The 25900-nt window shown below is 61.1% G+C and carries 22 protein-coding genes; 15 read left to right on the plus strand and 7 right to left on the minus strand.

The genetic code is table 11. The features are described from left to right. Nucleotides 1-41 precede the first annotated feature (41 nt). The gene (locus HF257_RS03950; RefSeq protein WP_185705230.1) at nt 42-638 is read left to right on the plus strand and encodes a MarC family protein; all 597 of its coding nucleotides are present in this window, start codon (nt 42-44) and stop codon (nt 636-638) included. On the opposite strand, the gene HF257_RS03955 is transcribed toward HF257_RS03950, so the two are convergent. The 5 genes from HF257_RS03955 to cobG all read right to left on the minus strand — a co-directional run bounded on the left by HF257_RS03955 (nt 635) and on the right by cobG (nt 5984). Then, a complete protein-coding gene (locus HF257_RS03955; RefSeq protein WP_185705228.1) occupies nt 635-1414 on the minus strand; it encodes a hypothetical protein in 780 nt (259 codons plus the stop codon). The two genes, HF257_RS03950 and HF257_RS03955, sit on opposite strands and share 4 nt — an antisense overlap. Before the next feature lie 236 nt (nt 1415-1650). Then, nucleotides 1651-3288 (minus strand): precorrin-3B C(17)-methyltransferase, encoded by a 1638-nt coding sequence (gene cobJ / locus HF257_RS03960; protein WP_185705226.1) that lies wholly within the window; start codon nt 3286-3288, stop codon nt 1651-1653. After that, nucleotides 3288-4019, minus strand: a complete 732-nt coding sequence (locus HF257_RS03965; protein WP_185705224.1) for a precorrin-2 C(20)-methyltransferase — start codon at nt 4017-4019, stop codon at nt 3288-3290. The genes cobJ and HF257_RS03965 overlap by 1 nt, the downstream gene beginning before the upstream one ends. Next, nucleotides 4019-4645 (minus strand): precorrin-8X methylmutase, encoded by a 627-nt coding sequence (locus HF257_RS03970; protein WP_176997058.1) that lies wholly within the window; start codon nt 4643-4645, stop codon nt 4019-4021. The genes HF257_RS03965 and HF257_RS03970 overlap by 1 nt, the downstream gene beginning before the upstream one ends. Continuing rightward, nucleotides 4638-5984 (minus strand): precorrin-3B synthase, encoded by a 1347-nt coding sequence (cobG, locus tag HF257_RS03975; RefSeq protein ID WP_185705222.1) that lies wholly within the window; start codon nt 5982-5984, stop codon nt 4638-4640. Before cobG ends, HF257_RS03970 begins: the two co-directional genes overlap by 8 nt. 38 nt (nt 5985-6022) lie before the next feature. Between cobG and cbiE the strand changes: the two genes are divergently transcribed. Further along, nucleotides 6023-7228, plus strand: coding sequence for a precorrin-6y C5,15-methyltransferase (decarboxylating) subunit CbiE (gene cbiE / locus HF257_RS03980; RefSeq protein ID WP_185705219.1), 1206 nt, complete (start codon nt 6023-6025; stop codon nt 7226-7228). Next, entirely contained in the window at nt 7225-7944 is a 720-nt protein-coding gene (locus tag HF257_RS03985; RefSeq protein ID WP_185705216.1) for a cobalt-precorrin-6A reductase, read from the plus strand. Before cbiE ends, HF257_RS03985 begins: the two co-directional genes overlap by 4 nt. A 119-nt stretch (nt 7945-8063) precedes the next feature. Here HF257_RS03985 and HF257_RS03990 read toward each other — a convergent pair whose 3' ends face one another. After that, nucleotides 8064-8312 (minus strand): DUF6124 family protein, encoded by a 249-nt coding sequence (locus HF257_RS03990; RefSeq protein ID WP_185705214.1) that lies wholly within the window; start codon nt 8310-8312, stop codon nt 8064-8066. Nucleotides 8313-8834: 522 nt separating this feature from the next. On the opposite strand from HF257_RS03990, the gene HF257_RS03995 reads away from it, so the two are divergent. From HF257_RS03995 to HF257_RS04045, 11 genes are all read left to right on the plus strand, one after another. Continuing rightward, nucleotides 8835-9143, plus strand: coding sequence for a type II toxin-antitoxin system RelE/ParE family toxin (locus HF257_RS03995; RefSeq protein WP_185705212.1), 309 nt, complete (start codon nt 8835-8837; stop codon nt 9141-9143). Next, complete coding sequence (locus tag HF257_RS04000; protein WP_185705210.1) at nt 9140-9427, plus strand: addiction module antidote protein; 288 nt, start codon at nt 9140-9142, stop codon at nt 9425-9427. The genes HF257_RS03995 and HF257_RS04000 overlap by 4 nt, the downstream gene beginning before the upstream one ends. 97 nt (nt 9428-9524) lie before the next feature. Then, nucleotides 9525-9920: a DUF2946 domain-containing protein gene (locus tag HF257_RS04005; RefSeq protein ID WP_185705208.1), complete on the plus strand. Its 396-nt coding sequence runs from the start codon at nt 9525-9527 to the stop codon at nt 9918-9920. A 46-nt stretch (nt 9921-9966) separates the two neighbouring features. Further along, complete coding sequence (locus HF257_RS04010) at nt 9967-10449, plus strand: copper chaperone PCu(A)C (protein WP_185705206.1); 483 nt, start codon at nt 9967-9969, stop codon at nt 10447-10449. Nucleotides 10450-10460: 11 nt separating this feature from the next. Further along, nucleotides 10461-10850, plus strand: a complete 390-nt coding sequence (locus HF257_RS04015) for a DUF2946 domain-containing protein (protein WP_185705204.1) — start codon at nt 10461-10463, stop codon at nt 10848-10850. A 93-nt stretch (nt 10851-10943) separates the two neighbouring features. Continuing rightward, on the plus strand, nt 10944-12962 hold the full coding sequence (locus tag HF257_RS04020; protein ID WP_185705202.1) for a TonB-dependent copper receptor: 2019 nt from the start codon (nt 10944-10946) through the stop codon (nt 12960-12962). A 115-nt stretch (nt 12963-13077) separates the two neighbouring features. Further along, nucleotides 13078-14460, plus strand: a complete 1383-nt coding sequence (locus HF257_RS04025) for a PepSY-associated TM helix domain-containing protein (RefSeq protein WP_185705200.1) — start codon at nt 13078-13080, stop codon at nt 14458-14460. A 149-nt stretch (nt 14461-14609) separates the two neighbouring features. Beyond that, the gene (locus tag HF257_RS04030; RefSeq protein WP_185705198.1) at nt 14610-16718 is read left to right on the plus strand and encodes a TonB-dependent receptor; all 2109 of its coding nucleotides are present in this window, start codon (nt 14610-14612) and stop codon (nt 16716-16718) included. A 140-nt stretch (nt 16719-16858) separates the two neighbouring features. Then, nucleotides 16859-17641 (plus strand): ABC transporter ATP-binding protein, encoded by a 783-nt coding sequence (locus HF257_RS04035; protein WP_185705196.1) that lies wholly within the window; start codon nt 16859-16861, stop codon nt 17639-17641. Then, a complete protein-coding gene (locus HF257_RS04040) occupies nt 17638-18585 on the plus strand; it encodes an ABC transporter substrate-binding protein (RefSeq protein ID WP_185705194.1) in 948 nt (315 codons plus the stop codon). Before HF257_RS04035 ends, HF257_RS04040 begins: the two co-directional genes overlap by 4 nt. Next, nucleotides 18582-19592, plus strand: coding sequence for a FecCD family ABC transporter permease (locus HF257_RS04045; protein ID WP_185705192.1), 1011 nt, complete (start codon nt 18582-18584; stop codon nt 19590-19592). The genes HF257_RS04040 and HF257_RS04045 overlap by 4 nt, the downstream gene beginning before the upstream one ends. Before the next feature lie 2 nt (nt 19593-19594). Here the strand turns inward: HF257_RS04045 and HF257_RS04050 are convergent, their stop codons facing one another. Then, nucleotides 19595-24196 carry a DUF4329 domain-containing protein gene (locus tag HF257_RS04050; RefSeq protein ID WP_185705190.1) on the minus strand — a complete coding sequence of 1534 codons (4602 nt, stop codon included), beginning with the start codon at nt 24194-24196 and terminating at the stop codon, nt 19595-19597. A 312-nt stretch (nt 24197-24508) separates the two neighbouring features. Between HF257_RS04050 and urtA the strand changes: the two genes are divergently transcribed. After that, on the plus strand, nt 24509-25774 hold the full coding sequence (urtA, locus tag HF257_RS04055) for an urea ABC transporter substrate-binding protein (protein WP_185705187.1): 1266 nt from the start codon (nt 24509-24511) through the stop codon (nt 25772-25774). Nucleotides 25775-25900: the final 126 nt, after the last annotated feature.

The following is a 25900-nucleotide window of genomic DNA, read 5'->3' on the forward strand; positions in this document are numbered from 1 at the left end:
CTGATAGACTCTCCACACTTATCCCCCAACGAGCCGTCCCCATGCTCCACGTGTTATTCAGCGTCTACCTGAAAATGCTGGTGCTCTACAGCCCGTTCTTCGTGCTGTCCTGCTTTATCAGCCTCACCCGTGGCTACTCCAACAAAGAGCGGCGGCGGTTGGCCTGGAAGGTGGCATTGGCAACGCTGGTATCGAGCGTATTGCTCTATCTGTTTGGGCGAGTGATTTTCAGTGTGTTCGGCATCACGGTGGATGCCTTCCGCATCGGCGCCGGCAGCGTGCTGTTCATTTCCGCCCTGGGCATGGCCCAGGGCAAGTCGGCGGTGCAGTCCGACAACGTGCAGCAGGATGTGACCATCGTGCCGCTGACCATCCCCCTCACCGTTGGCCCCGGTACCATCGGCGCGCTGTTGGTGATGGGCGTAAGCCAGCCACACTGGGATGACAAGCTTACTGCCATCCTTAGCATCGCCCTGGCCAGCTTTACGGTTGGCGTAGTGTTGTACTTGTCCAACCGTATCGAACGCATTCTCGGTGACCAGGGCTTGCAGATTGTCAGCCGCTTGATGGGCCTGTTCGTGTGCGCCCTCGCCGCGCAAATCATCTTCACTGGGGTGCGCGGTTACCTGGTCCCTTAGATCCGGTACTTGGCGATTGCCAACTGCACCTTGTCGCCGGCGCTCTCACGCATCAGCTGGATGGTTTTCTCGTTGACCACCGAGGTATTCAACACCAGGCAGGTTTGCCCGCTGAAGGCCTCGGAGGACGAGCTGTCCCACTCAAGAAACGGCAGGCCAACTTGCTTGCTCACTCCGTAGGAGCTGTAAGTCACCAGCACCATGGTGACCTCACCCGCGCTTTCAACACAGGAGGCCAGGCCAAAATCCCCGCCCTGATGCACCGTGCTATTACGCTTGAATAACTCAAACGACGCAGGCTGCTGCTTCATGGTCTCCAGCGCGTCCGCCGCCAGCTTGGGCAGCGCCGCGAGCACGGGCCCGGCCAGTGATGTCGAGGCGAGCATTGCTGTAATCATGTTCAGCACCGCCAATTGCACGGTCAGGCCCTTGCCGGAGCGCGAGACCCGCTCAAAACTGCTGCGCATTGGCAGCCAGCCCAGGCTGACCATGACCTTGATAAACTCGTCATACCACGCCTCGGTCCCTCGATGGATCTTCAGCACATCGCTGACGTAACTGCTCGCCAACAAATAACTCTTGCGAATGTATTCCCGGTTCAACGCCGACATGCCCTCGACGAAGGAAATCACGCCGTTGTTGACCACCGCCGCATTAGAGTCATCCGCCATGTCCATCGGCATTGCGCTATTCACTCCCCGTGACCCTGGCAGCTTGTAGGCGGCAATCAACTTGCGCCGTTTCGCACTGATGATCCTTTTGTGATGTCGCTCCATTTTCAGTTCTCCACAAGCACCCCACATGGGGCTTGCTTCCACACTAGTCCAGTGGCCGCCGGGCTTTCCACGCGACAAACATGTCTTGACCGACCTTGCCAGAACCCGGCACCCAGCAATCTCGCAGCACATCCGTGGGCCTTCCGGTTTTCCTTGTACAAAAAAGAAAAAGCCCCGAATAACCACAGGTAAATCCCTGGGCCATTCGGAGCTTTCCGACTGCTGCGAGGCGGTTTTCAGGAGGCTGGTTTTTCGCCATACCAGCGCGGTGTGTACACCCACTCGCCACCACCGGCGCGCGGGAACACGCAGGTCGTGGACGAGCCGATCAATACCATGGTGCGCATGTCCACTTGGTCCGGGGTGAGCAACCCCAAGGTAGTGACACGCAAGGTCTGGCCTGGACGACCGACATCACGGCCCAGTACTACCGGCGTTTCCGGCGTGCGGTGCAGCGCGACAATTTCCAGCGCGCGGCCCAACTGCCAGGGCCGCGAACGGGAGATCGGGTTATAGAACGCCAACGCCAGGTCCGCCTGGGACGCGAGGTCCAGGCGCTTTTCGATGATCGACCACGGCTTGAGGTTGTCCGACAGCGACATCACGCAGAAGTCATGCCCCAACGGTGCCCCCGCCTGGGCGGCGGTGGCCAGCGAAGCCGAGACACCCGGCAGGATCTCCAGGTCAACCTGATGCCAGGCCGGATCGCCGGACTCATGCAGCGCTTCGATCACCGCAGCAGCCATGGCAAACACACCCGGATCGCCGGACGACACCACCACCACCGAACGGCCCTGGGCCGCCAGCTCAAAGGCGTGGCGTGCCCGCTGCATTTCTTCGCGGTTATCCGTGCAGTGTTGCACTTGATCATCGCGAAACGGCCCGGCCATGCGCACATAGGTTTCGTAACCCAACACGTCGGTGCAGCGCGCCAGCTCGGCCTTCACCGCCGGCACCATCAGCTCGGCAGCGCCGGGCCCCAGGCCGATCACGGCGAGACGGCCACGCACACGCCCGACTTGGGACAGGTCCAACGGCTGCTCGGCCACATCGATGACGAGATCTGCTTCCTGATTGACCTCGGTGAAACGCAGCGGCACACCCAGTGCCAACGCGGCTTCATGCAACGACGCTTCGGCCATTTGCGCATCACTGGCCAGCAGGCACGCCAGTGATTGCACGGCGATACCCGCCTCATGCAGCGCCGTACGTACACGCTCAGCCAAGTGCGCACCTGGTTTGCAGGTCACGCTCACATTTTTTGGGTAGATCAGCAATTCATTGGCCGCAGGCGCGCGTTCGGCACTGCCCACGTGAATCGCCAGGCGTGCCTGCTGATCCTGCGGCAGATTGGCCTGGTCCAGCCACGGCGCGGCCCCTTCAATGCGCACGCTTTCGCCAGCCAGCAGGTCGGAGACAAAGCGCTTGCCCAGTTCCAGATCCGCCAATTCATAACCATTCGGCGGGTTGAGCAAGCAAGTGCCAAAACGCAGTTCGCCACTGGTAGTGATGGCAGCCGCCACGTCCAAGGCCGCAGCGATTTCCCGCGCCATGACGTTCACACCGCCCAGACCGCCGAGCAGAGGCACCACGGCACTGCCGTCTTCGGCAACGGCCAACACAGCGGGTTCTTCGCCTTTCTCCAACAGCAGCGGCGCCAGCGTGCGAATGACGATGCCTGCCGCGCACAGGGCAATCAGCGGCGTGCCTTGTTGATACAGCTGACGCAGGGTCGCACCGAATTCGTTGTAGGCCTGGTCCGCACCTTCGACACGGCCCACCAGGCCATGGATCAACGCACCAGGGTAAACCTGCTGGATCCTGCGCGCAGTGGCCAGGCTGCCCTGGCCGAGGATGACAATCGCCGGGCTCATCAACCTTGCCACCGTTCACCGGGCACGATGATCAGCGAGAAGTACGGCGACGACGAAGGATCCACCTGATCCAGCGGCACGATTTTCTGGTTGGCCATGGTCGCGCGCTCCACATACAGCGCGCGTTCGGCCAGGCCAAGTTCTTCAAGTACCTGGCGCACCTTCGGGAAGTTGCGACCCAGCTTCATGATCACTGCCGCATCGGCATCCGCCAGGCGACGCTTGAGATCAACATGGGGCAACACGCCCGAGAGCACCGACAAGCTCTGGTTGCGGTACACCAGCGGTGCGCCGAGTACCGAAGCGCCGCCGAGCATCGAGCACACGCCCGGAATCACTTGGGCTTCGTAGCGCTCGGCCAGACGGTCATGCAGGTACATGTAGGAGCCGTAGAAGAACGGGTCACCTTCGCAGATCACCGCCACATCGCGGCCAGCATCCAGGTGCGCGGCAACATCGACACTGGCGGCGTCGTAGAAGTCGCTGATCACTTGCTCATAGGACATCGGCGCCGGCAATACCTCGGTGGTCACCGGGTACACCAGCGGCATCAAGGTCTGCTGCGGCACCAAGTGGTCTTCGATGATGCCGAACGCGTTGCCCTTCTTGCCCTTGGCCACGAAGTACGCCACTACCGGCGACTCACGCAGCAGGCGCAGGGCCTTGAGGGTGATCAACTCCGGGTCGCCGGGGCCTACGCCCAGGCCAATCAAACGTCCGCGAGCCTGCATTATTCGACCTCCGTGGCCAAGGCATTCACCGCAGCAGCGGCCATCGCACTGCCGCCCAGGCGGCCCTGCATGATCACGAACGGCACGCCACGGCTGTCGGCGGCCAGCATCGCCTTGGACTCGGCGGCGCCGACAAAACCGACCGGGAAACCGAGGATCAGCGCAGGTTTCGGCGCGCCCGCGTCGAGCATTTCCAGCAGGTAAAAAAGTGCAGTCGGCGCGTTGCCGATCACCACCACGCTGCCTTCCAAGTGCGGGCGCCACAGTTCCAGTGCGGCGGCGGAACGGGTGTTGCCCAGTTCACGTGCCAACTCCGGCACGCTGTCGTCGCGCAGGGTGCAGATCACCTCGTTATTGGCCGGCAGGCGTGCGCGGGTCACGCCTTCGGAAACCATCCGCGCATCGCACAGGATCGGCGCGCCAGCAGCCAGCGCATCACGCCCGGCCTTGCCTGCGCCTTCGGAGAATTGCAGGCCGTCGATGGCCTCGACCATGCCACAAGCATGAATCACCCGCACCGCGAGTTTTTCCAAGTCAGCCGGAATACGGTCCAACTTGGCTTCCGCGCGAATAATGGCGAAGGAGTTGCGATAGATCTCCTGACCGTCGCGGATGTAATCAATCATCGGTGTTGCTCCGTGGGCGAGCCCGCAGCAAGGCGCCCGTCGCTTCAATAGAAAGGGTGCGCGCGTGCAGCCGGCCAAAACCTGGGTAGGCTGCATCGCGAAAATAGAGGTCGTAGTGGCCGGGGCTCACCGCCAGTAACGTGACCGGAGCGGTGTGTGCGGCGGCGCAGGAACGCGGGCAGCCCGATAAATGCACGTCTTCACCGGGTTGCAACGCGGCCAGTTGCACGGCGTCGGTCTTGGTGTCGGCCAGGGCCTTGCCGCAGCCGCTGGAACCGGTGCAGGCGGTCATGCGCGCCAGGGGTTGGTCGACTGAACAAAGAAAACCAAGCTGCGCCAGGCGCTCGGTCACCGCGTGAGGTTTTTCGACGTTGGGCAGCAGCACGCCCTGCCAAGGTGTGAAACGCAGCGTACCGTCGCCGTACTCGCTGGCGAGGTGCGCGGCGCCATTGAGCATCGTCGAATCCAAGCGGCCCAAGGGAACAACAGCGGCGACGTAGAACTGATTTTTCTGGACCTGTGGATAAGTTCCCAGGTGCAGCAAAGCGCCGCTGGGCGGACGTTTGAAGCCGTCGATCGGCAGCAGCGGCAGGTCTAAACGGCTCAGTAACTTATCCACAGGCAGCTGGCGCATGCGGGTCTGTTGCGGGGTAGCGACGTCTAGAAACGCCTCCAGCACCGCTACTACCAGTGCATGGCCTTGGTCCAGCGGTACAGACGCCAACGGCGCATCCAGCCCCGGACAACCGGCCAAGCCGAACGCGAGGAGCGTCTGGCCATTGCGTAGGAACGCCGACAGCCACAGGTCATGGTGATGTTCGAGCATCGCCAGGGCCTCGCCGCCATCCAGTTGCACGGCGAACTTGGCCGACAACTCGTGAAAACGCGGGTGGTTTTGCAGGGTGGCCAGGATCTGGTCCGCCAGCGGGCGGGTGTCGAACAGCATCTGCGGGTCGATGCCGGCGCTGGGGCTGAGCATCAGGTTGCGCACGTCGTCACCGGCGGCGTTGCTGGGGCCGAGGCCTGCGGCCAGCAGCATCGCAATCAGGGCATGTTCTTCAGCGCCGATCCCGCGAATCTGCAGGTTGGCCCGGTTGGTCGCCTCGATCACGCCGCCCGCATAGGCCTGGGCTGCGTCTGCGACCGCATGGGCCTGCACGGCGGTGATCGAACCACCGGCCAATTTGATCCGGCAAATCCCGCCATCCAACGCCTGGACAATACGCAGCAACCCCGGACAAGCCGAGGGGCGCAAGGTATTCACAGCGGGCGTTGGGTTCACAGGGCTACCGGTTGACGGGTAAAGGCGCGGTATTATGCCTGCTTTGTCCGGCGGCATGAAAAGCCTGCCCGTCGGATGTCGTTCAAGGAATCTTTATGTCGCCCTGGCTGACGGTTGTAGGCATCGGTGAAGACGGCTTCAAGGGGCTGGGCAAAAATGCCCGGCATGCCCTGTTGCGCGCCACGCGGATTATAGGTGCTCAGCGCCAGTTGGACCTGTTGCCGGTGTGTATTCGTGGCGAACGCGAGTTGTGGCCGAGCCCGTTTTCGCTGGAGGCGGTGCTGTCGCGGCACGGGGAGCCTGTGTGTGTGCTGGCCAGCGGCGATCCGATGTTCTATGGCGTGGGCGCCAGTTTGGCGCGGAAGGTGGCAGCGGATGAGTTGCTGATCTTGCCTGCGCCGTCGTCGGTGTCGTTGGCGGCGGCGCGGTTGGGGTGGCCGTTGCAGGAGGTAGTGACGCTGTCCGTGGTAGCTCGACCGTTGGCGGCGTTGATTGCGCATCTGGCCAGTGGGGTGCGGTTGTTGGTGTTGAGTAATGACGGCGCAAGCCCGGCGTTGATTGCTGCGTTGTTGGCTGAAGCCGGGTTTGGGCCGAGCCGGTTGAGTGTGTTTGAACATCTAGGCGGCACGGACGAGCGGCGCATCGACGGGCTGGCTGTTGATTGGCAACACGCATCAGTCGCCGATTTGAATCTGGTTGCCATCGACTGCGTGGCCGACTCGCAAACTCAGCGTCTGTCACGTCTGGCGGGGATGCCCGACTCAGCCTTCAAACACGACGGCCAACTGACCAAACGCGATGTACGCGCCATGACCCTCGCCCGCCTCGCCCCCATGCCCGGCGAACTGCTGTGGGACGTGGGCGCGGGCAGCGGCTCCATCGGTATCGAGTGGATGCGTGCTCATCCAAGTTGCCGTGCGTTGGCGATTGAAGCCGATGAAGGTCGCCAAGGCCTGATCGAACACAACCGTGATGCGCTCGGCGTGCCTGGGCTGCAACTGATTCGTGGCAAGGCGCCGGACGCGTTGCAGGGTTTGGAAGCGCCAGACGCCATCTTCATCGGCGGCGGCGTTACCCGCGACGGCGTGCTCGACACCTGCTGGCAACACCTGAAGCCGGGCGGCCGGTTGGTCGCCAACGCCGTGACCCTGCAAAGCGAAATGACCTTGATGGACTGGCGGGTGCGTTATGGCGGCGAACTGACGCGCATTCACGTGGCCCAGGCGCAGCCGCTGGGGGAGTTTGATACGTGGCGGCAGGCGTTGCCGATCACGTTGCTGGAAGTGGTCAAGCCGCTATGAAGCGCATCCTGCTGCTGGGCGGCGTGACCGAAGCCCTGGCCATCGCCCGCACCTTGGGCCCGGAACATATCTACAGCCTGGCTGGCGTTGGGCGGGTGCCGACTGACCTGACGTGCCAGTTGCGAGTGGGTGGTTATGGTGGGGCTGAGGGGTTGGCGCAGTTTGTTCGGGATGAAGGGATTGGCCTGATTCTCGACGCAACCCATCCGTATGCCGCGCAGATCAGTCGCAATGCGGCCGAGGCTGCGCAATTGAGCGGCGTGCCGTGTTGGGCATTGCGCCGACCGGCGTGGCAACCGCAGGCGGGAGATGATTGGCGCGAGGTCAGCGATTGGACCTCGTTGATTGAAGCGCTCAAACCCTTCAAGCGTCCGCTGTTCACGTTGGGGCGTGAGCCGTTGCAGCACCTGGATGAAATCCCACCGGAGCAATTCTGGACGCTGCGCGCGCTGGATGTGTATCCGGGGAATGAGCGTTGCGAAGTGATCGGCGCGCGTGGGCCGTTCTTGATTGAGGATGAACGGGCATTGTTTGCACGGCGTGGCATTGATGTGTTGATCAGCAAGAACAGTGGCAGCACCGCGACGGAACCTAAGCTTGAAGTGGCGCGGGAGCTTGGGGTGCCGGTGTTGGTGTTGAAGCGGCCAGTGTTGGCGGCGGTGGAGCGGGAGTTCACCAGCGTGGCTGCGGTGCTACAGGCAATCACCGTTTTCTGAACGACGACTATCCCCTGTGGGAGCGGGCTTGCTCGCGAATGCGCTGTATCAGTCACCTGATGTATTGGCTGACACACCGCTTTCGCGAGCAAGCCCGCTCCCACATTTGACCTGTGTTGTCAGGCTGCGGTTGTCGCCGGTCCGAAACCCGTGTGCACACGATCCGCGAGCAACTGCGCCAGCTCAATCAATTGCGCAACGCCCAGCAACTCCTCTCGTTTCGAGCTTTCCAGGTTGAATGCGAGATCGCAGCTCAGAGCATTGGCCGAGGCAAGGGTTTCGCTGAGGTTGACCAGTAGGTCTTCGGTGCTGATGCCGTTGGCTACGGTGAATAGCCGCTGGGGGGGATTGGGGGTGGGTTTGATCATTGTGAAGCTCCTTAGGAAAGTGGAGCTGCCACTGATTCGCCGCGACGCGATAGGTGGTGGCAGCTGTACGCAGGTTCGCGGACCGGTCCTAAGGAAACCCGGCATACCCGAAGGTATCCCGCGCACAGCCGCCATAGCGCCGCACAGTAGACGATAAAAAAGCGCCAACTGAAAGCAGACGATGACGCTTGGCGTCCATAGGAACCCGGGCCGCGACGCCCGACCGCTGAGTTTGCAGCGGTGTACGGAGACTAGAGATCAAGTGTCCTAGGGACAACCTCAAAGACTTGTCGGAAATTTCTGCTTATTCAATTAACCCGCCTAACCGACACCCACTTGGCCTCGCCTCGAAAAGCCGAATTCCCCTACAAACCCTTCCGAACTAGCTGGCTAGCTCAGCCAAAAGCCCTCGCCCTAACCTCCCCGCTCGCGGTTTTGAGTCAACCAGCCGCAGTGGGGATGCCTGTTTTTTTGCAGCGCGTCGCAACTTGCCATCGTGTATCCCAAGGAATACGATCAAAGATGATTCATTTCAAGAAATCCAAGGAGTTTCAGGAGTGGCTCGTTTCATTACGCAGAAATCCTGCCCGCGCCCGCGTGATGACAAGGTTAGATAACGCAACGTATGGCAATTTCGGCGACTGCGTTTCAGTAGGCAACGGCGTATCAGAAATGCGCATCCACTATGGTCCTGGGTATCGGATTTACTTCACGCGTAAGGGCGATGTGGTTTACCTACTGCTGATAGGAGGCGATAAATCAACACAGAAGCGCGACATCCAACACGCGAAAAAAATTGCTGAAGACTTTGAAAAAAGGAGTAACCCATGACCGAATTTACTGATTTCGACGTCGCGGAATACCTCAAGACCCCCGAAGACATGGCCGAGTATCTTGAAGCCGCTTTCGAAGAGGATTGCGGGGATGGACTGCTGATTCGTACGGCCCTGAACAACATCGCCCGCGCCCAAGGCATGACCCAAGTAGCCCGCGACGCCGGCCTCGGACGAGAAAGCCTATACAAAGCCCTATCCACCACTGGCAATCCCGAGTTCGCGACTATCATGAAAGTCATGAAAGCTTTGGGCCTCAAGCTCCACGCCACAGCGATCTGATAGCACTGCGACACCAAACCACATCACCCCTTTTTACTTATCCCCTACGATCAGGCTAAATACCCCCCTGATCGTTTAACCCTACGGATTGTCCGCCATGGCCCGTCAACGCTTTGCAATCGTCTGGATCGCCTGCTTTGCAGTGCTGTTCAACGCCTTTGCCATGCCGATGGCCGGTGCGATGCAACAGTCCCAGGACCCGGTGCAGCAATTGCTGTGGGGCAGTTTCTGCTCCTCTAATGGCGCCAGCCTGAAGACGATTGCGCTGGGCAAGCTGGATATTCCGGCGCCGCAGCAGGACGACCATTCGGCCATGCAGCATTGCTGGTGTTGCTCAGGTTCGGCGCCGTTGGTGGCGTTGCCGGGGCATGTGCCGCAGTTGTATGTCACGCGGTTCGAAGCCCTGCAGAGCTTGCCGCCCCCCTCACTGCAAAACCCTACACCGCGCCAGCAATGGCCAAGCCTCAACCCCCGCGCCTCTCCTACGGTCTGATTTCTTCGCAAGTGAACTGCGTTTAGAACCGTTCTGGAGAACTGCCATGCTCAAATCTTCCCTGCTTCTGGCCGCGTTGTTGCTGCCGGTGTGCGTTGCTGCCAATGCCGATGACTACAAGGCCGGCGACCTGCTGGTCAGCGATCCCTGGTCCCAGGAGTTGCCGCCGAATGCGCCCACCGTCGCGGCGTATTTCGTGATTCACAACACCGGCGAAACGCCGGATCGCCTACTTAGCGTCGACACGCCCGTGGCCGACAAGGCCGAGCTGCATGAGCATGTGATGCAGGGCGACCTGATGAAGATGCAGCAAGTGCCCAGCGTGACTGTACCGGCCAAGGGAGAGCTGACGTTTGCGCCCATGGCTTATCACGTGATGCTGCTGGGTCTTAAAGACCGCAGCCTGCTGGCCGATGGCAAGCAATTCCCGCTGACCCTCACCTTCGAAAAAGCCGGCAAGGTCGAGGTCGAAGTGTCGGTGCAAAAGGTGCCGCCAATGGCCAGCCACGAGCACAAGCACCCGCAATAGACTGACACTCGATGGGCGCCCCTCGCGCCAGGTTCTCTCCACACGCCCGCTTGAGACGCGGCAGTTGGATCAGCCTGTTCGCCATGTTGATGATCTTTATCGGTCCGCTGATTTCCCAAGCGATGCCGATGGACCATCACGCCGGTATGTCGATGGACATGCCGATGGAGCACTGCGAACCGCATACCCCAAAAGCGCCTGACGAACACCACGCGCTCTGGTCCAAGTGCGGCTATTGCGACCTGCTCTACAGTTGCCCTGCCCTGCCTGGCGGCATTTCAACGTTCACCCTGAGCAGCCCACCGCCGGCCAACGCCCTCACCCCTGCCACACGCCTGGGCCATGCCCGGCAGAGCATCTTCCCCGGCGCCCGCAGCCGCGCGCCGCCCATCATCGCGTAAGCACTTCACAGCGTTACTTCACCCCGGCCGACTCTAGACAGACAGCCGCAGGCTGCTGGCCGTGTTGTTTACGATTGATTGATGGAATTTTTCATGTCCAGGTTTTCTGCTGACACCCGTTTAGCCGTACTGTGCGGCGCACTGTTGGTCCCTTTGGCCCACGCTGACGAGCACGACGAGCATGAACTGAGCCCCACAGTGATCACCGCGATCGCCCCCAGTTCACCGCTGACCGTGATCACCAACCCCAAAGACCCGCGCCAACCGGTGCCCGCCAGCGATGGCGGCGACTACCTCAAGACCATCCCCGGCTTTGCCCTGGTGCGAAACGGCGGCACCAATGGCGACCCGGTGCTGCGCGGCATGTTCGGCTCGCGCCTGAACATCCTCACCAACGGCAGCATGATGCTCGGCGCCTGCCCCGGCCGCATGGATGCGCCTACCTCATACATTTCCCCGGAAACCTACGACAAGCTCACCGTGATCAAAGGCCCGCAAACCGTGCTCTGGGGGCCGGGTGCATCGGCCGGCACGATTCTGTTCGAACGCGAGCCTGAGCAGTTCGGCGAGTTGGGCACACGCCTCAACGCCAGTGTGCTGGCCGGCTCGAACGGGCGCTTCGACAAAGTCATCGACGCCGCCGCCGGCGGGCCATTGGGCTACGTGCGCGTGATCGGCAACCAGGCCCATGCCGACGACTACAAGGACGGCAACAACGACACCGTGGCCTCGCGCTACGACAAGTGGAACGGCGACGTGGCCGTCGGCTTCACCCCCGACGCCGACACCCTGCTGGAGCTCACCGCCGGCCGTGGCGATGGCGAAGCGCGCTATGCCGGACGCGGCATGGACGGCTCGCAGTTCCTGCGCGAAAGCCTCGGCCTGCGTTTCGAGAAATCCAACATCGGCGAAGTACTGGACAAGGTCGAAGCCCAGGTCTACTACAACTACGCCGACCACGTGATGGACAACTACAGCCTGCGCACGCCGTCCGGCACCGGGATGATGGCCGGGCCCATGGCCTCCAACGTCGACCGTCGTACCCTTGGCGCACGGGTCAAGGCCACCTGGCGATGGGAGGATGTGCAACTGATCGGCGGCCTGGATGCCCAGACCAACGAACACCGCCAGCGCAGCAGCATGGGCATCGACACTTACAAGGACCTGCCCCGGGTCAAGGACGCCAACTTCCATAACTACGGCGTGTTCGGCGAACTCACCTGGTACGCCGCCGACCGCGAGCGCCTGATTACTGGCGCCCGTTTGGACCGCGCCTCGGCCAAAGACTTTCGGCAAACCAGCGCCACCGTCGACAAGACCCGTGCCGATACGCTGCCCTCAGGCTTTGTGCGCTATGAGCACGATATCGACAACACCACCCTCTACGCCGGTCTCGGCCACTCCGAACGTTTCCCCGACTACTGGGAGCTGTTTTCGCCAAACACTGGCGCAGTCGGCTCGGTGAATGCCTTCGACGGTGTAAAGCCGGAGAAGACCACCCAACTCGACTTCGGCGCGCAGTACAAAGCTGACGACCTCGAAGCCTGGGCTTCGGGCTATATCGGCCGGGTGCAGGACTTCATCCTGTTCGACTATAAGCCCGGGATGATGGGCACCACCTCCCAAGCCCGCAACGTCGACGCCCGCATCATGGGCGGCGAATTGGGCGCCGCGTACAAGCTGACGCGCAACTGGAAAACCGACGCCACCCTCGCCTACGCCTGGGGCAAGAACAGCAGCGACGGCAAGGCCCTGCCACAAATCCCGCCGCTTGATGCTCGCCTGGGCCTCACCTACAGCGAAGACGACTGGAGTGCCGGCGCCTTGTGGCGGCTGGTCGCGGCGCAAAACCGCATCGACCAGAACAAGGGCAACGTCGTCGGCAAGGACTTCGACAAGAGCGCGGGCTTTGGCGTGTTCTCGCTGAACGCGGCGTACCGCATCAACAAAAATTTCAAGGTCAGCACCGGCGTCGACAACCTGTTCGGCAAGGCCTACGCCGAGCACTTGAACCTGGCCGGCAACGCCGGGTTCGGCTACCCGGCCAACGACCCGCAGTCCATCAAAGAGCCCGGGCGAACCCTGTGGACCAAAGTTGATATGAGCTTCTAAAAGCTTCGCGAGCAAGCCCGCTCCCACAGTTGGAATGCATTTCAACTGTGGGAGCGGGCTTGCTCGCGAAGGCGGCATAACAGACAAAAATTCTTAAAGCCTTGCGGAGCCCCTGATGAACACTCAAAAAGTCTCTTTCTACAACCTGGCCTGGCGCTGGCACTTCTACGCCGGGCTCTTCGTCGCCCCTTTCATGGTGCTGCTGGCCCTGACCGGCATCATCTACCTGTTCAAACCTCAACTCGATCCGCTGATGTACGGCGACTTGCTCACCGTCCCGGCAGCCGAACACTCATTCACCGCCGACGAGCTGTTGCAACGCGCCCAGGCCGCCTACCCCCAAGGCGCGATCAGCAAATACCTGCCACCGGCCACCGCCACCAGCAGTGCGCAATTCGTGATGCATAACGAAGGCCGCGAAGTGACGGTATTCGTCGACCCGTATCGCGGCACCGTGCTCGGCGAGCAAGACGCCAAATACAACCTGCAAGCCATCGCCCGCGCCCTGCACGGTGAGCTGATGATCGGCACCGTGGGCGACCGCCTGGTAGAACTCGCCGCCGGTTGGGGCGTGATGCTGGTGGTGTCCGGCGTGTACCTGTGGTGGCCGCGCGGCAAGTCATCGGCGGGAGTGTTGTGGCCACGCTTCAACACGCGTGGCCGGGTGTTCTGGCGTGACCTGCACGCCGTCACCGGTTTCTGGGGCGCAGCCTTGCTGTTGGTGATGCTGCTCAGCGGCATGACCTGGACCGGCTTCTGGGGCAAGCAGTACGCCGAGTTGTGGAATAAATTCCCAGCCGCCATGTGGAACGACGTGCCGCAGTCTGACCAACAGGCGCGCGTGCTCAACACGGCGAGCCAACAGACCGTGCCGTGGGCCATGGAAAACACGCCCATGCCGATGTCCGGCGACCATGCCGAGCACATGAATCACGGCGCCATGCACGCGGGCCCCGCCGCGCCCAACGTGCGCCTGCAACAGGTGGTGGACCTGGCCACCGCGCGCAACGTCGAACCCGGCTACAGCATCACCTTCCCCACCACCGCCACCGGCGTGTTCACCATCGCCGTGTTCGCCGACGACCCGCGCAATGACGCCACCCTGCATGTCGACCAATACACCGGCAAGGTCCTCGCCGATGTACGTTGGGAGCACTACAACCTCGTGGCGCGGGCCACCGAGACCGGCGTGATGCTGCACGAGGGCAAGATGTTCGGCGTGGTTAACCAGATCATCGTGTTGCTGATTTGCCTGATGATTTTGCTCAGCGCCGTCAGCGGCGTGGTGATCTGGTGGAAGCGCCGCCCCCAAGGCGCACTTGGTGTTCCGCCGTTGCGCCATGACCTGCCGAAGTGGAAAACCGCCATGGTGATCATGCTCGGCCTGGCGATCATTTTCCCTCTGGTGGGCGCGTCGCTGATTGCGGTGTGGGCGTTGGATCGCCTGATCCTGTCGCGTTTTTTCCGCCAACATGAATCTGCCTCAGGTTCGGCATGAACGCAGTGAGATGCCCGAGACAGAGCACTTCTGTAGCCTTGCGCGACTTTCGCCGCGCAGCGAATAAGTGTTAACTTATAACACTTTCTGCGTTATCGTTGCTCGCCGCCATCAGCGGCGAGCATCCCTCCAAGAAGACTGATTGCCCCATGAACAAGTACCTCGCGTCCGGGCTGTGCCTGCTCGCCTTGCATAACAACGCCCAGGCCCTGACCCTGCCCGCCAGCTCCGTCAACGCAGTGGCCGTGGATGACGAACGCGTCGACCCCAAGACCCCGACCACTGCGGGTTCACGCCTGAACCTCACCGCCCTGCAAACCCCGGGCAGCGTCGAAAGCCTGACCGGTACGCAGATCCGCGAGCGTGGCGACGCCAGCGTGCAGGACGCGATTTCCCGCGCCACCGGCATCAGCCGCACCGGCACACCGGGCGATGGCGGTACCTCGTTGTCGGCCCGTGGTTTCACCGGCCAAGGCTCGGTGATGCAGTTGTATGACGGCAACCGCATGTACATGGGCATGGGCACCTCGACCTTCCCGGTGGACACCTGGTCGGTGGAACGCGTCGATGTGTTGCGCGGCCCAGCGTCGGTTCTGTACGGCGAAGGCGCCACCGGTGCGGTGGTCAATACGTTGCCGAAAAAGCCGTTTGAAGGCGAAATCGAAAACCACATCCGCCTGGGCTACGGCTCTTATGACCGCCAGCAACAGGCTCTGGACAGCGGCGGCTCGCTGACCGACACCCTGAGCTATCGCCTGAACCTCAATCGCCTGCGCAGCAACGGTTTCATCGACCATGGCGACTCCAGCAGTGATTTCGTCAGCGGCGCCCTGCGCTGGCAAGCGGCCGATAACCTGAGTTTCACGTTGGCCAGTGACTACGGTGACCAGCGACCGCAAAACTACTTCGGCACACCGTTGATCAACGGCCAATTGCACAAGGGCCTGCGCGACAAGAACTACAACGTCAGCGACGACATCCAGCACTACAACGATCAATGGACACGCTTGACCAGCGAGTGGCAGATCAACGATAGCGTCAGCGCTACCAACGAGTTGTTCTACCTGAAAAACCAGCGCCGCTGGCAGAACGCCGAGAACTACAACTTCACCGACGGCCAGCTCACCCGCAGTGGCAACTTCGGCATCAAGCACAACCAGGAACAAGTGGGCGACCGCCAGACCTTCACCTTCAAGCACGCCCTGTTTGGCCTCGACAGCCAGACGGTGGCCGGCGTGGAATACAACCGTATCCGCTTCCGCCTGGCCAGCAACACGCCGTTCAAGGATGTGCTGGAAGATGGCCAACCCATCGATATCAACCACCCGGCGCCCGCCGCGTTCGACAGCCAAAGTGCGTTCAGTCCGGTCTTCGCCACCACCACCAAAACCGTCGCCGGCTTCGCGGAAAACCGTCTGCAACTCACCGACCAGTTGTCGTTGATCACCGGTATCCGCCGCGACTACGCCCACGTCGACCGCGATGATTTGCGCACTGGCGCCCAGTCCGACAAGACCCTCACCGGCAATAACTGGAAGGCTGGACTGGTTTACGCGATTACCCCGGACACCTCGATCTACGGGCAATACTCCACCAGCACCGACGGTGTCGGCGGCCTGATTTCCCTGAGCCCGAGCCAGCAACAGTTCGACCTGTCGACTGCCAAGCAGACCGAAATCGGTATCAAGCAAGCGTTCTGGAACCAGCGTGGCGAATGGACGTTAGCTGCGTATCACATCGTCAAGAAGAAGCTGCTCACCGACATACCGGGCGACCCGATCCATCAGCAGCAAGTCGGCCAACAATCGTCTCGCGGCCTGGAAGCCAGCCTCGACCTGCAACTGCCGGATGCCTGGCAGTTGCAAGCCAACGCGGCCATCGTTCACGCGCAGTACGACGACTTCAATCAGGACGTCGACGGCGTGCAAGTCTCTCGCGATGGCAACCGCCCAGTCGACGTTCCGCGCCGTACCGCCAACCTGTGGCTGAGCAAGGCCGTGACCGACGACATCCGCGCCGGTGCCGGCGTGCGTTATGTGGATGCGCGTTACGCCGACATGGCCAACCAGAACGAGCTGCCGAGCTACACCGTGGTCGACGCGACGGTATCGTGGAAGGCGATGCGCAACACCACGTTGGGCCTGCAACTGAACAACCTGTTTGACCGCACGTACGCGGTAAGCCAATACAATGACGGCCAACAGTGGATCCTGGGCGAACCGCGCTCGTTCTTTGTGACGGCGGACTACACCTTCTAACCAAACAAAACACAGACCCCATGTGGGAGCGGGCTTGCTCGCGAATGCGGTGGATCAGTGACGAATGTATTGGCTGACACACCGCATTCGCGAGCAAGCCCGCTCCCACATTTTGATCGGTGTTGAACCTGAGAGTATTGATGACTTCACTCACCCTAAGCGACCTCAACTGGTCCCCCGTGGAGCACTGCCATCACCAGTTCCACTTGCGTGACGCCAGCCTGCAGGTCGGAGCGGGTGAGTTCGTCGGGCTGATCGGGCCCAACGGCAGCGGCAAGACCAGCCTGTTGCGCTGCGCCTATCGCTTCACCAAACCCGAAAAAGGCGACGTGCTGCTCGACCATCAGAACGTGTGGAAGCAAAGCGCCAAATGGTGCGCGCAACGCATCGCCGTGGTGCTGCAGGAATTCCCCGATGCCTTCGGCCTGCGGGTGGATGAAGTCGTCGCCATGGGCCGTACGCCGCACAAGGGCTTGTTCGACAGCGACACCTTGCACGACCAGCAACTGATCCAGCAGGCGCTGGAGTCGGTGGGCATGCAGGGCTTCGAAGACCACGCTTTCGCCACCCTCTCCGGCGGTGAGAAACAACGCGTCATCCTCGCCCGCGCCCTGGCCCAACAACCGCAGTTGCTGATCCTCGACGAACCCACCAACCACCTCGACCCGCACTATCAGCTGGAGTTGTTGCGGCTGGTCAAGCGCCTGAATATCGGCACCCTCGCCAGCATCCACGATCTCAACCTGGCCGCCGCGTTCTGTGATCGCCTGTACGTGATCAACCACGGGCGCATCGTCGCCAGCGGCACGCCCCATGACGTGCTCACTGCTGAGCTGCTGCGCGATGTGTTCGGCGTCGAAGCACTGATCGACACTCACCCCCTTTCCGGCTACCCCCGAATCACCTGGATAACCCAACCATGATCCTGCGCGCCCTGTTGTCCCTGACGTTGCTGCTCGGTACGGCGCAAGCCTTCGCCGAAGCGACTCATTACCCGGTCACTATCAAAAGCTGCAACCGTAACGTGACCTTCCAGGAAGCGCCCAAACACGCGGTCAGCCACGACATCAACATGACCCAAATGATGCTCGCCCTGGGCCTCAAGCCACGCATGGCCGGCTACAGCGGTGTGACGGGTTGGAAGTCGGTGTCCCCGGAAATGGCCAGCACCCTCGACGGCCTGCCGGAGCTGGCGAGCAAGTATCCCTCGCCGGAAACCCTGCTCAACGCCAACGTGGATTTCTTCTTCGCAGGCTGGGACTACGGCATGCGCGTAGGCGGCGACCTCACGCCTGCCACCCTGCAACCCTTGGGCATCAACGTGTACGAGTTGACCGAATCGTGCGCCTTCGTCATGAAGCGTCCGGCGGCAACGCTGGAAGACACCTATAACGACCTGCGCAACCTGGGCAAGATCTTCGACGTGCAAGACCGCGCCAACGCCCTGATCGCGCAGATGCAGGCGAAAATTGCCGAGGTGCAAAAGGACCTGCCCGCCGACAAGCCACGGGTGTTCCTCTACGACAGCGGTGAAGACCGCGCGATGACATCAGGTCGGCTGGGCATGCCGCAAGCGCTGATCGAGGCAGCCGGAGGGCACAATATTCTCGATGACGTGGATGCCAGCTGGACCCGCGTCAACTGGGAGACGGTGGTGGAGCGCAACCCGCAGGTGATCGTGATTGTCGACTACAGCGAGATCACCGCCGAGCAGAAGCAGGCATTCCTGATGAACAACCCGGCGCTGCAAGCCGTGGATGCCATTAAGAACCAACGCTTCATCGTGATCCCTTACGTGCAAGCCACGCCGGGCATCGACAACGTGTTGGCGGTCGAGACCCTGGCCAAGGGGTTCCACGGCGAATGATCACGCGTCGCTATGCCTTGCTGCTGGCCGCCCTGGCTGCGGTGTTGCTGGTCTCTTGCGTCATCTCGCTGGGCTTCGGCCCTGCGCGGGTGCCGGTGGATGTGGTGTGGCGGATCGTGCTGTACAAGGCCTTTGGGATTGGCGAGGTGAACTGGCCGGCCGGGCAGGAACATATCGTCTGGCTTATTCGTGTGCCGCGCATGTTGCTCGGCGCGCTGGTGGGGGCCGGGCTGGCGCTGATCGGCGCAGTGTTGCAGGCAGTCACGCGCAACCCGCTGGCGGATCCACACCTGCTCGGCGTCACGTCCGGCGCCACATTGGGCGCGGTGATCGTGGTGCTGCATGTGGGTGAAATCGTCGGCCTGCTGACCTTGCCCATCGCCGCCTTTATTGGCGCCTTGATGAGCATGCTGGTAGTGCTGGCGGTGGCCAGTCGTAATGGTCGGCTGGAGAGTGATCGCCTGTTGCTATGCGGCGTGGCGGTGTCGTTCGTGATGATGGCGGCGGCCAATCTGTTGCTGTTCATGGGCGATCATCGCGCAGCGTCGGCGGTGATGTTCTGGATGCTCGGCGGCCTGGGCCTGGCGCGTTGGGAACTGCTGGCGATTCCCGCCGCCACAGTGCTGCTGGGCCTGTTGGTGCTGCTGGGCATGGCCCGCCCGCTGAATGCACTGATGGCCGGCGAACAGACCGCCGTGACCCTGGGCCTGAATGCGCGCAACGTGCGGCTGAAGGTATTTTTGGTGGCCTCGCTGATGACCGGTGTGCTGGTCTCCATCAGCGGTTCCATCGGCTTTGTCGGCCTGATGATCCCGCACATTGCCCGGCGCCTGGTGGGCGCCGAGCATCGGCGGTTACTGCCGGTGTGCGGGCTGCTCGGCAGCCTGTTCTTGGTCTGGGTCGATGTGGCTGCGCGCACGCTGATCGCCCCCGAAGACCTGCCCATCGGCGTGGCCACGGCAGCGATCGGCGGGCTGTTTTTTATCGGGCTGATGCGCAGGCACTGAGATTAGAGTTCGTCTTTTGCACGCCCATACCAGGGCTCGCCGACCTCCCCACTGACCGTTGCCCATTCGACCCCCAGCACCCCTCGCCTTTTCCAGAACGTGTCAGTGATCAATACCGACAAGCTGCCCACACGGCACAGATGACTGACCAATGCACTGGGCGCAGGCTCCGGCCGAGCGCTAAGCAGTGTCGACTCCGCGCTCGACACTGCGGGTACGTACTTGAGCAGGCCACCCCCCCGGCAAGACAGGTAGATGCATTGGGCATCAGGGAGATTGCTGATGACCACCGACAGGTAGTTGTTCAGATCCTGCGTGGAGACAAAATTGGGTAGCAGGCTGATGTCCAGTGGTTTGAGACTGCTGGTGTACGGGATTGATTTGAAGAACGCATGCACCGCAGCAATTTTGTAGTCATGCAGGTCGTGACTCGCCGGTACGTCGAACCCGGCATGCCCAGGCCAGAAGAACCACTCCAGCGAACTGTTGCCAAGCCCGGGCCGATCTTCCACCGGCTCAATCGCAACAAACCCCGATAGGCGCGGGGGCACCAGCAAGGCCCCCAGATACGTCTTGGCCTGAAACGGTGCGATCAACTGCTGGGCATAACGCGCGGCGTCGTCGGCAAAGAAAAACAGCGGCCCGCAGAACGAATGGAAATAGGGATCGCTGGTAAACGTGTGGGCCACCCGCTTGGGCTGCCACTGCGTAGTGACGCGCTCCTTGCGCCCCCATATTTCACTGGTGAGCCTGACTTGCAACTCACCCAGTTCAGCCAACTTGACGACATAGTCACGCACCGTCAGCGTGCCATCTCGCAGTTGCGTGGCGTCCTGACTCACCTTGCTCAGGCGTTCCGACACGGACGCCGTCTTGGGCACCGTATACCAAAGCAGTGCGCCGTCAGCACATAGCAGGTACAACGGCAACGTGTTCCCGTTGCGAGGCGTGGTCATGAACTGCAGCGCTTGGGCAATCCTCGCTGGTGCGAAAAAATGCTGGGCCATTGCATCGTCAGCCGTCGCGATCGTTTCGGTCGACGCACACAAATACACGCCAGTAATCGAATAACCCTGAGGTACTTTTCCTTCGAGGAAAATCGCCCTCAAATTCTCATAGCTATCTCTGAGCAGGGGCTGGGTTGCCATGTAAAACTCCCGCCCGAAGGCCTTGAGTACATAACCGATAGCAACACGCGCCTGTGGCTGCCAATGGCGCTGAATATGCCGCACAGCATCCAAGGCACGGGTAAAAATCGGACCGCACGGCGCATCAGCAACTGCCGAGATAACCTCCCATGGCTTGGCCTGATATTGATTCAGTGCAAACCTGGATCTTAATAGCCTGGGGCTACCCCACAAGGTATCGCCCTGCACCACGCGCAACTCGCCGGCGCGGACCACACTCTCGACGAAGTCCTGAGGCAGCAGGGCTTGGGTACGCATTTTCTGTTCGGCGAAATTGTCAACGAAGTCGCCGGTGTAGCGGCCATTCAGATTCAGGCTTTTTTTGAGCTGCGCCTCATCAATAGTGTCTGACAACTGATAGCTGAGTATCGAACCGGTGGGGCCGAATACGTATTGACGTTTGATCTTAGTGGTCTGGCGCAGTAGATGAGCCAGTACCTCAGTGGGCATCATGCTTTGGTAAACGGCCTTTTGCGTCGGCGACAGCAGTATGGGCACCTCTCGCTCCGGCAAAGACCGGTAGTTGGCAACGAGGGTACTGCCGCCAGGGTAAAGCCCGGTAGCAATCGTAGCATCGGGGTAGACCCAACTCAGTGTCGCGCCCTGAGAAGGAATCAGCAGGGGCTCTGTCGCTACAAACAGCCCATTGACCAACTGCAGGACGACGCCGCCATACGTGCGTTTGTGCCCATTACCGACCAATGTCTGGGCGTGGCGCACGGCATCATCGGCAAACGCGAAACACGGGGTCAAACGGCGCGGCGCAATGTGCTCATAGCCGTTCCACTCAGTACCGACCAGCCCGACCTTGTCCCAGTAAAGGCTGACACGCACCACATGCAGGTCGCCCCTGGCCGCCCAGTCCTGGATAAACGCCTGCGGTGTCTTCGCACCGGAAGCCAGTTGGGTTTTTGCCTCCCCCAGTAACCGGTCGGCCTCGCCACCCTTTTCCAGGTTTATAGGTGAGGGTCTGTACCGTAACAGCGCGCCGTCAAGTGTGGAAAAGTAAATCGCCATGCGTGCATTTTCATCCTCCAGGGCGCGAGTGAGCGCGGCCATCAATACGTCGGGCATGACGAAATGTTGTGTTAACCAGCCAGAGGCGCCGGACAGCCAGTGAGGCGACCATTGCTGCGAGCGGAATAAGGAATGCAGCCTAAACCCCTCGGGCAGTTGGTAGAGGTCCCGCCGGTGTACACGGGGAAACAGACGGTTCAGTTTGAACAGATGTTCTACAGTGCGCGCGCCAACCACTTCGGTGGCGATGAACTGTGGCCGGCTTTCATGCTTGAGCACAAAGGCAAAGCACGCCTCTTGCGGCAACCGACGCCCCTGCACGCGCGCTTGCAGGTCTCGAGCCGCTTCATCGGCGCTGGTAAAGATACCGCCATAGGTTATGTAATCAGGCGGGCCGGATGGTGGAGCATAGGTAAAATTGGGCGACCAATCGCTGTAGACCACCGAGCGTGGACCCCACAATGCATTGCCCTGAACGATCTTGAACTCCCCAGCCACGGCCAGGCGCCGCACCCAATCGCCCGGCCGGATCTCGCCGCGATCGAGGCGCCGCCCCAGGCTGTTCTCCCCGGCACCAGGCGCGATATTGGCCAGCAGCAACGCTTCTTCAGGCGACTGATTCGGCGTGTACTCCAACAGGCAGTCCTCAGCCCCGGACACGTACGCCACCCGTCGATCCTGAATGATCGAGTACATCTCATCGGTGGAAAACACCTGCAAGTTAATCAAGGCTTCGTCCCGTGACCAGCCCCGCTGTTTGACCCACTCGGGGTCGACCATCGACAGCGCCGTGTGGGAGCCGTAGCGAGCATGCAATTCGTAAGGCTCTGGCGGAATCAGCGGGCCGGGTTCGTTCACTGGGAAAAACAGCGTGGACGCAAAAGGATGCACCACACTTTCCAGCGGTTGGGTGATCACAAAACGGCCATCCGTGCCCTTTAGTACATAGCCTCCGTAGTAGAAGCTGCGTTGATGACCGACTTGCTCATGGGCATACACCGCCGCATCACGGGCGGAGAAAAACGAGTGACTCAGTGTGGCCGAGTAAAGTGGGCTCAACAACGCCGAGCGATTGTCCACCCTGCCCACTTCATGCCACAGCCCTCCGGACTGCACCACCCACAGCGGCGTGGCGTCGATCACCCTGCGCACATAGTTGCGTGGGCTCAAGGTGCCTGCGGTCAGCGCCGCCTGGGCGCCGTTGTCATTGATCGTGCCGTCACTCCCGCGCTTGAACAACTCGGTAGACAACGCCGCCGAAGGAACCTTGAGTTGAAGTAGGGTGTGGTCCAAGGCTCGCATGTACAGGTCCAGCCCGCGGCTGGGAGCGTGCAACTTCTCAGTGCTTTGCCCCTGTTGAATCGCCGCGACCACCTGTGCCGGGGAGAAAAACACACTGGCGAGCCAGTCTTCCCGGGCCGACACCTCCTCTTGGGCATACCAGTCGCTGAAGTAAATGGCTTCCAGGCGATAGTCGATCGGCATTTGCGGTGTACCGTCAGGGCCTTTTGGGAACACGGCATCCAGCGCAAACAACGGCGCATGCCTGGGGGCTGCCACGGTAGCCACGTAGCGTTCCTGGGTGAGGTGCTTGAGCACAAAACCCACCTGAGCCTCTGGCGCCGGCGAAGGTAGCGCCCTCATCACCGCCAGCTTCGCCTGATCAAAGACACTTGAACACAACGGCTGCTCGGTGACGTCGGAGGAGGTAAAGGGTTCGAACACCACCCAATCCGCCGGTACGCGCCCGACGGAGCCGCCCCACCACTCGGTTGACACGATAAAGCTCAGCGAACCGAAGCTGGAAACCTTCTTGATGAATTCATCAAAAGGACCATAAACCCCGACAGGGTTGTTGGCTGGTTTACCGGCCTGCACCCACAATGCAAAACTGAATTCCGCCGGCGAACCGCTGGGGGTGTGACGAATCAGGGAACCGTCCGGGCCGGACAAATAAGCAGAGGGAAAAAAATTGCGCTCATACACATCCGAGTAAAAGTCCGTACCGGAGAAAAACCCAAGAAATGCCTTGGTCATGCGCTCATCGAAACTGGGGTTTCGACTGCTGATATGCGCATGTTGAGCAGGATGGGAGTGGTAACTGGCCACACAGGTATAGCCCGGCGGCTGTAGAAAGAGGCCATCGTCTCCCAACGCCAATATATCGCGCAGATCAAACTGCATGGTCCCACCTTGGAACGGGTAACTCGCGAAATACAGGCCGGCTGAATCGCGCACGATCACCCCGCCGTACTCCACATCACGGCGTTCGCCGATGTGCATATGCGCCCAGTAGGCCGCATCGGTTTCCTTGATAAACGCCGGGCTTAGCGTGGGCAACTTTGCAGCCCCACGGTTCGAGCTGGCTGCCCGCTCTTCGCGTGACAATCTGATAGCCATGACCACTCCTTGAGATGATGCCAGGACACAATGTCCTGGCGCTTCATTCTCGGCACGGGCGCGACGTTAAATCGGTAGATAAGTAGTCCGGTTGTTCGTGGGGCTGCTGGCGTGCGCTACACAACGCCAGCAGGCACCACAACAGCCCATCGCCATGCACACGAGCGTTCAACAGGCTCCACAATGGTGCGCACCATGGTCCTTCCCGCCCCTCTCTGCCCCTCACCTGCCAGGCTTTGACAACTTCGGCACAGCCTTTGCTATCTCCTCTGTAACAGCCATCCAAGAAAAATCGGTCACGGAGATCGCACCATGAAGCGTCGCAGCTTGATCAAGGCTTTCACTCTTTCGGCATCCATTGCCGCCATGGGCATGACCTGGTCGATCCAGGCCGCCGAGACCATCAAGGTCGGCATCCTGCACTCGCTGTCGGGCACCATGGCCATCTCCGAAACGTCGCTCAAAGACATGGCGCTGATGACCATCGACGAGATCAACGCCAAGGGCGGGGTGAACGGCAAGATGCTTGAACCAGTGGTGGTCGACCCTGCCTCGAACTGGCCGCTGTTCGCCGAAAAAGGCCGCCAGTTGCTGACCCAGGACAAGGTCGCCGTGGTGTTCGGTTGCTGGACATCGGTGTCGCGCAAATCCGTGCTTCCCGTGTTCGAAGAACTCAACGGCCTGCTGTTCTACCCGGTGCAATACGAAGGTGAAGAGATGTCGCCGAACGTGTTCTATACCGGTGCAGCGCCGAACCAGCAGGCGATCCCTGCCGTTGAATACCTGATGAGCGAAGAAGGCGGTGCAGCCAAGCGTTTCTTCCTGTTGGGCACCGACTACGTGTACCCGCGCACCACCAACAAGATCCTGCGTTCGTTCCTGCACTCCAAGGGCGTAGCCGATAAAGACATCGAAGAGGTCTACACCCCGTTCGGCCATGCCGACTACCAGACCATCGTGGCCAACATCAAAAAGTTCTCGGCCGGCGGCAAGACAGCCGTGATCTCCACTGTGAACGGAGACTCCAACGTACCGTTCTACAAAGAGCTGGCCAACCAAGGCTTGAAGGCCACCGACGTGCCGGTGGTGGCGTTCTCGGTGGGTGAAGAAGAGCTGCGTGGCATCGACACCAAGCCGCTGGTAGGCAACCTCGCCGCCTGGAACTACTTCCAGTCGGTAGAGAACCCGGTGAACAAGAAATTCGTCGCCGACTGGAAAGCCTACGCCAAGAAACACAACCTGCCGGGCGCCGACAAAGCCGTGACCAACGACCCGATGGAAGCCACCTATGTGGGCATCCATATGTGGGCGCAGGCGGCGGAGAAAGCCAAGTCCACTGACGTCGACAAAGTGCGTGAAGCGCTGGCCGGGCAGACCTTCGCTGCGCCGTCAGGCTTTACCTTGACCATGGACAAGACCAACCACCACCTGCACAAGCCGGTGATGATTGGCGAGATCCAGGCCGACGGGCAGTTCTCGGTGGTGTGGCAGACAGACGAGCCGATCCGTGCACAGCCGTGGAGCCCGTACATTCCGGGCAATGACAAGAAGCCGGATTACGCCGTCAAGAGCAACTAAGCCCGACCCGGTTTAAAAAATGTGGGAGCGGGCTTGCTCGCGAATGCAGTGTGTCAGCCAATGCATCTGTCACTGAGCCACCGCATTCGCGAGCAAGCCCGCTCCCACATAAAGCCAGTCCGCGCA

Source organism: Pseudomonas cremoris (assembly GCF_014230465.1).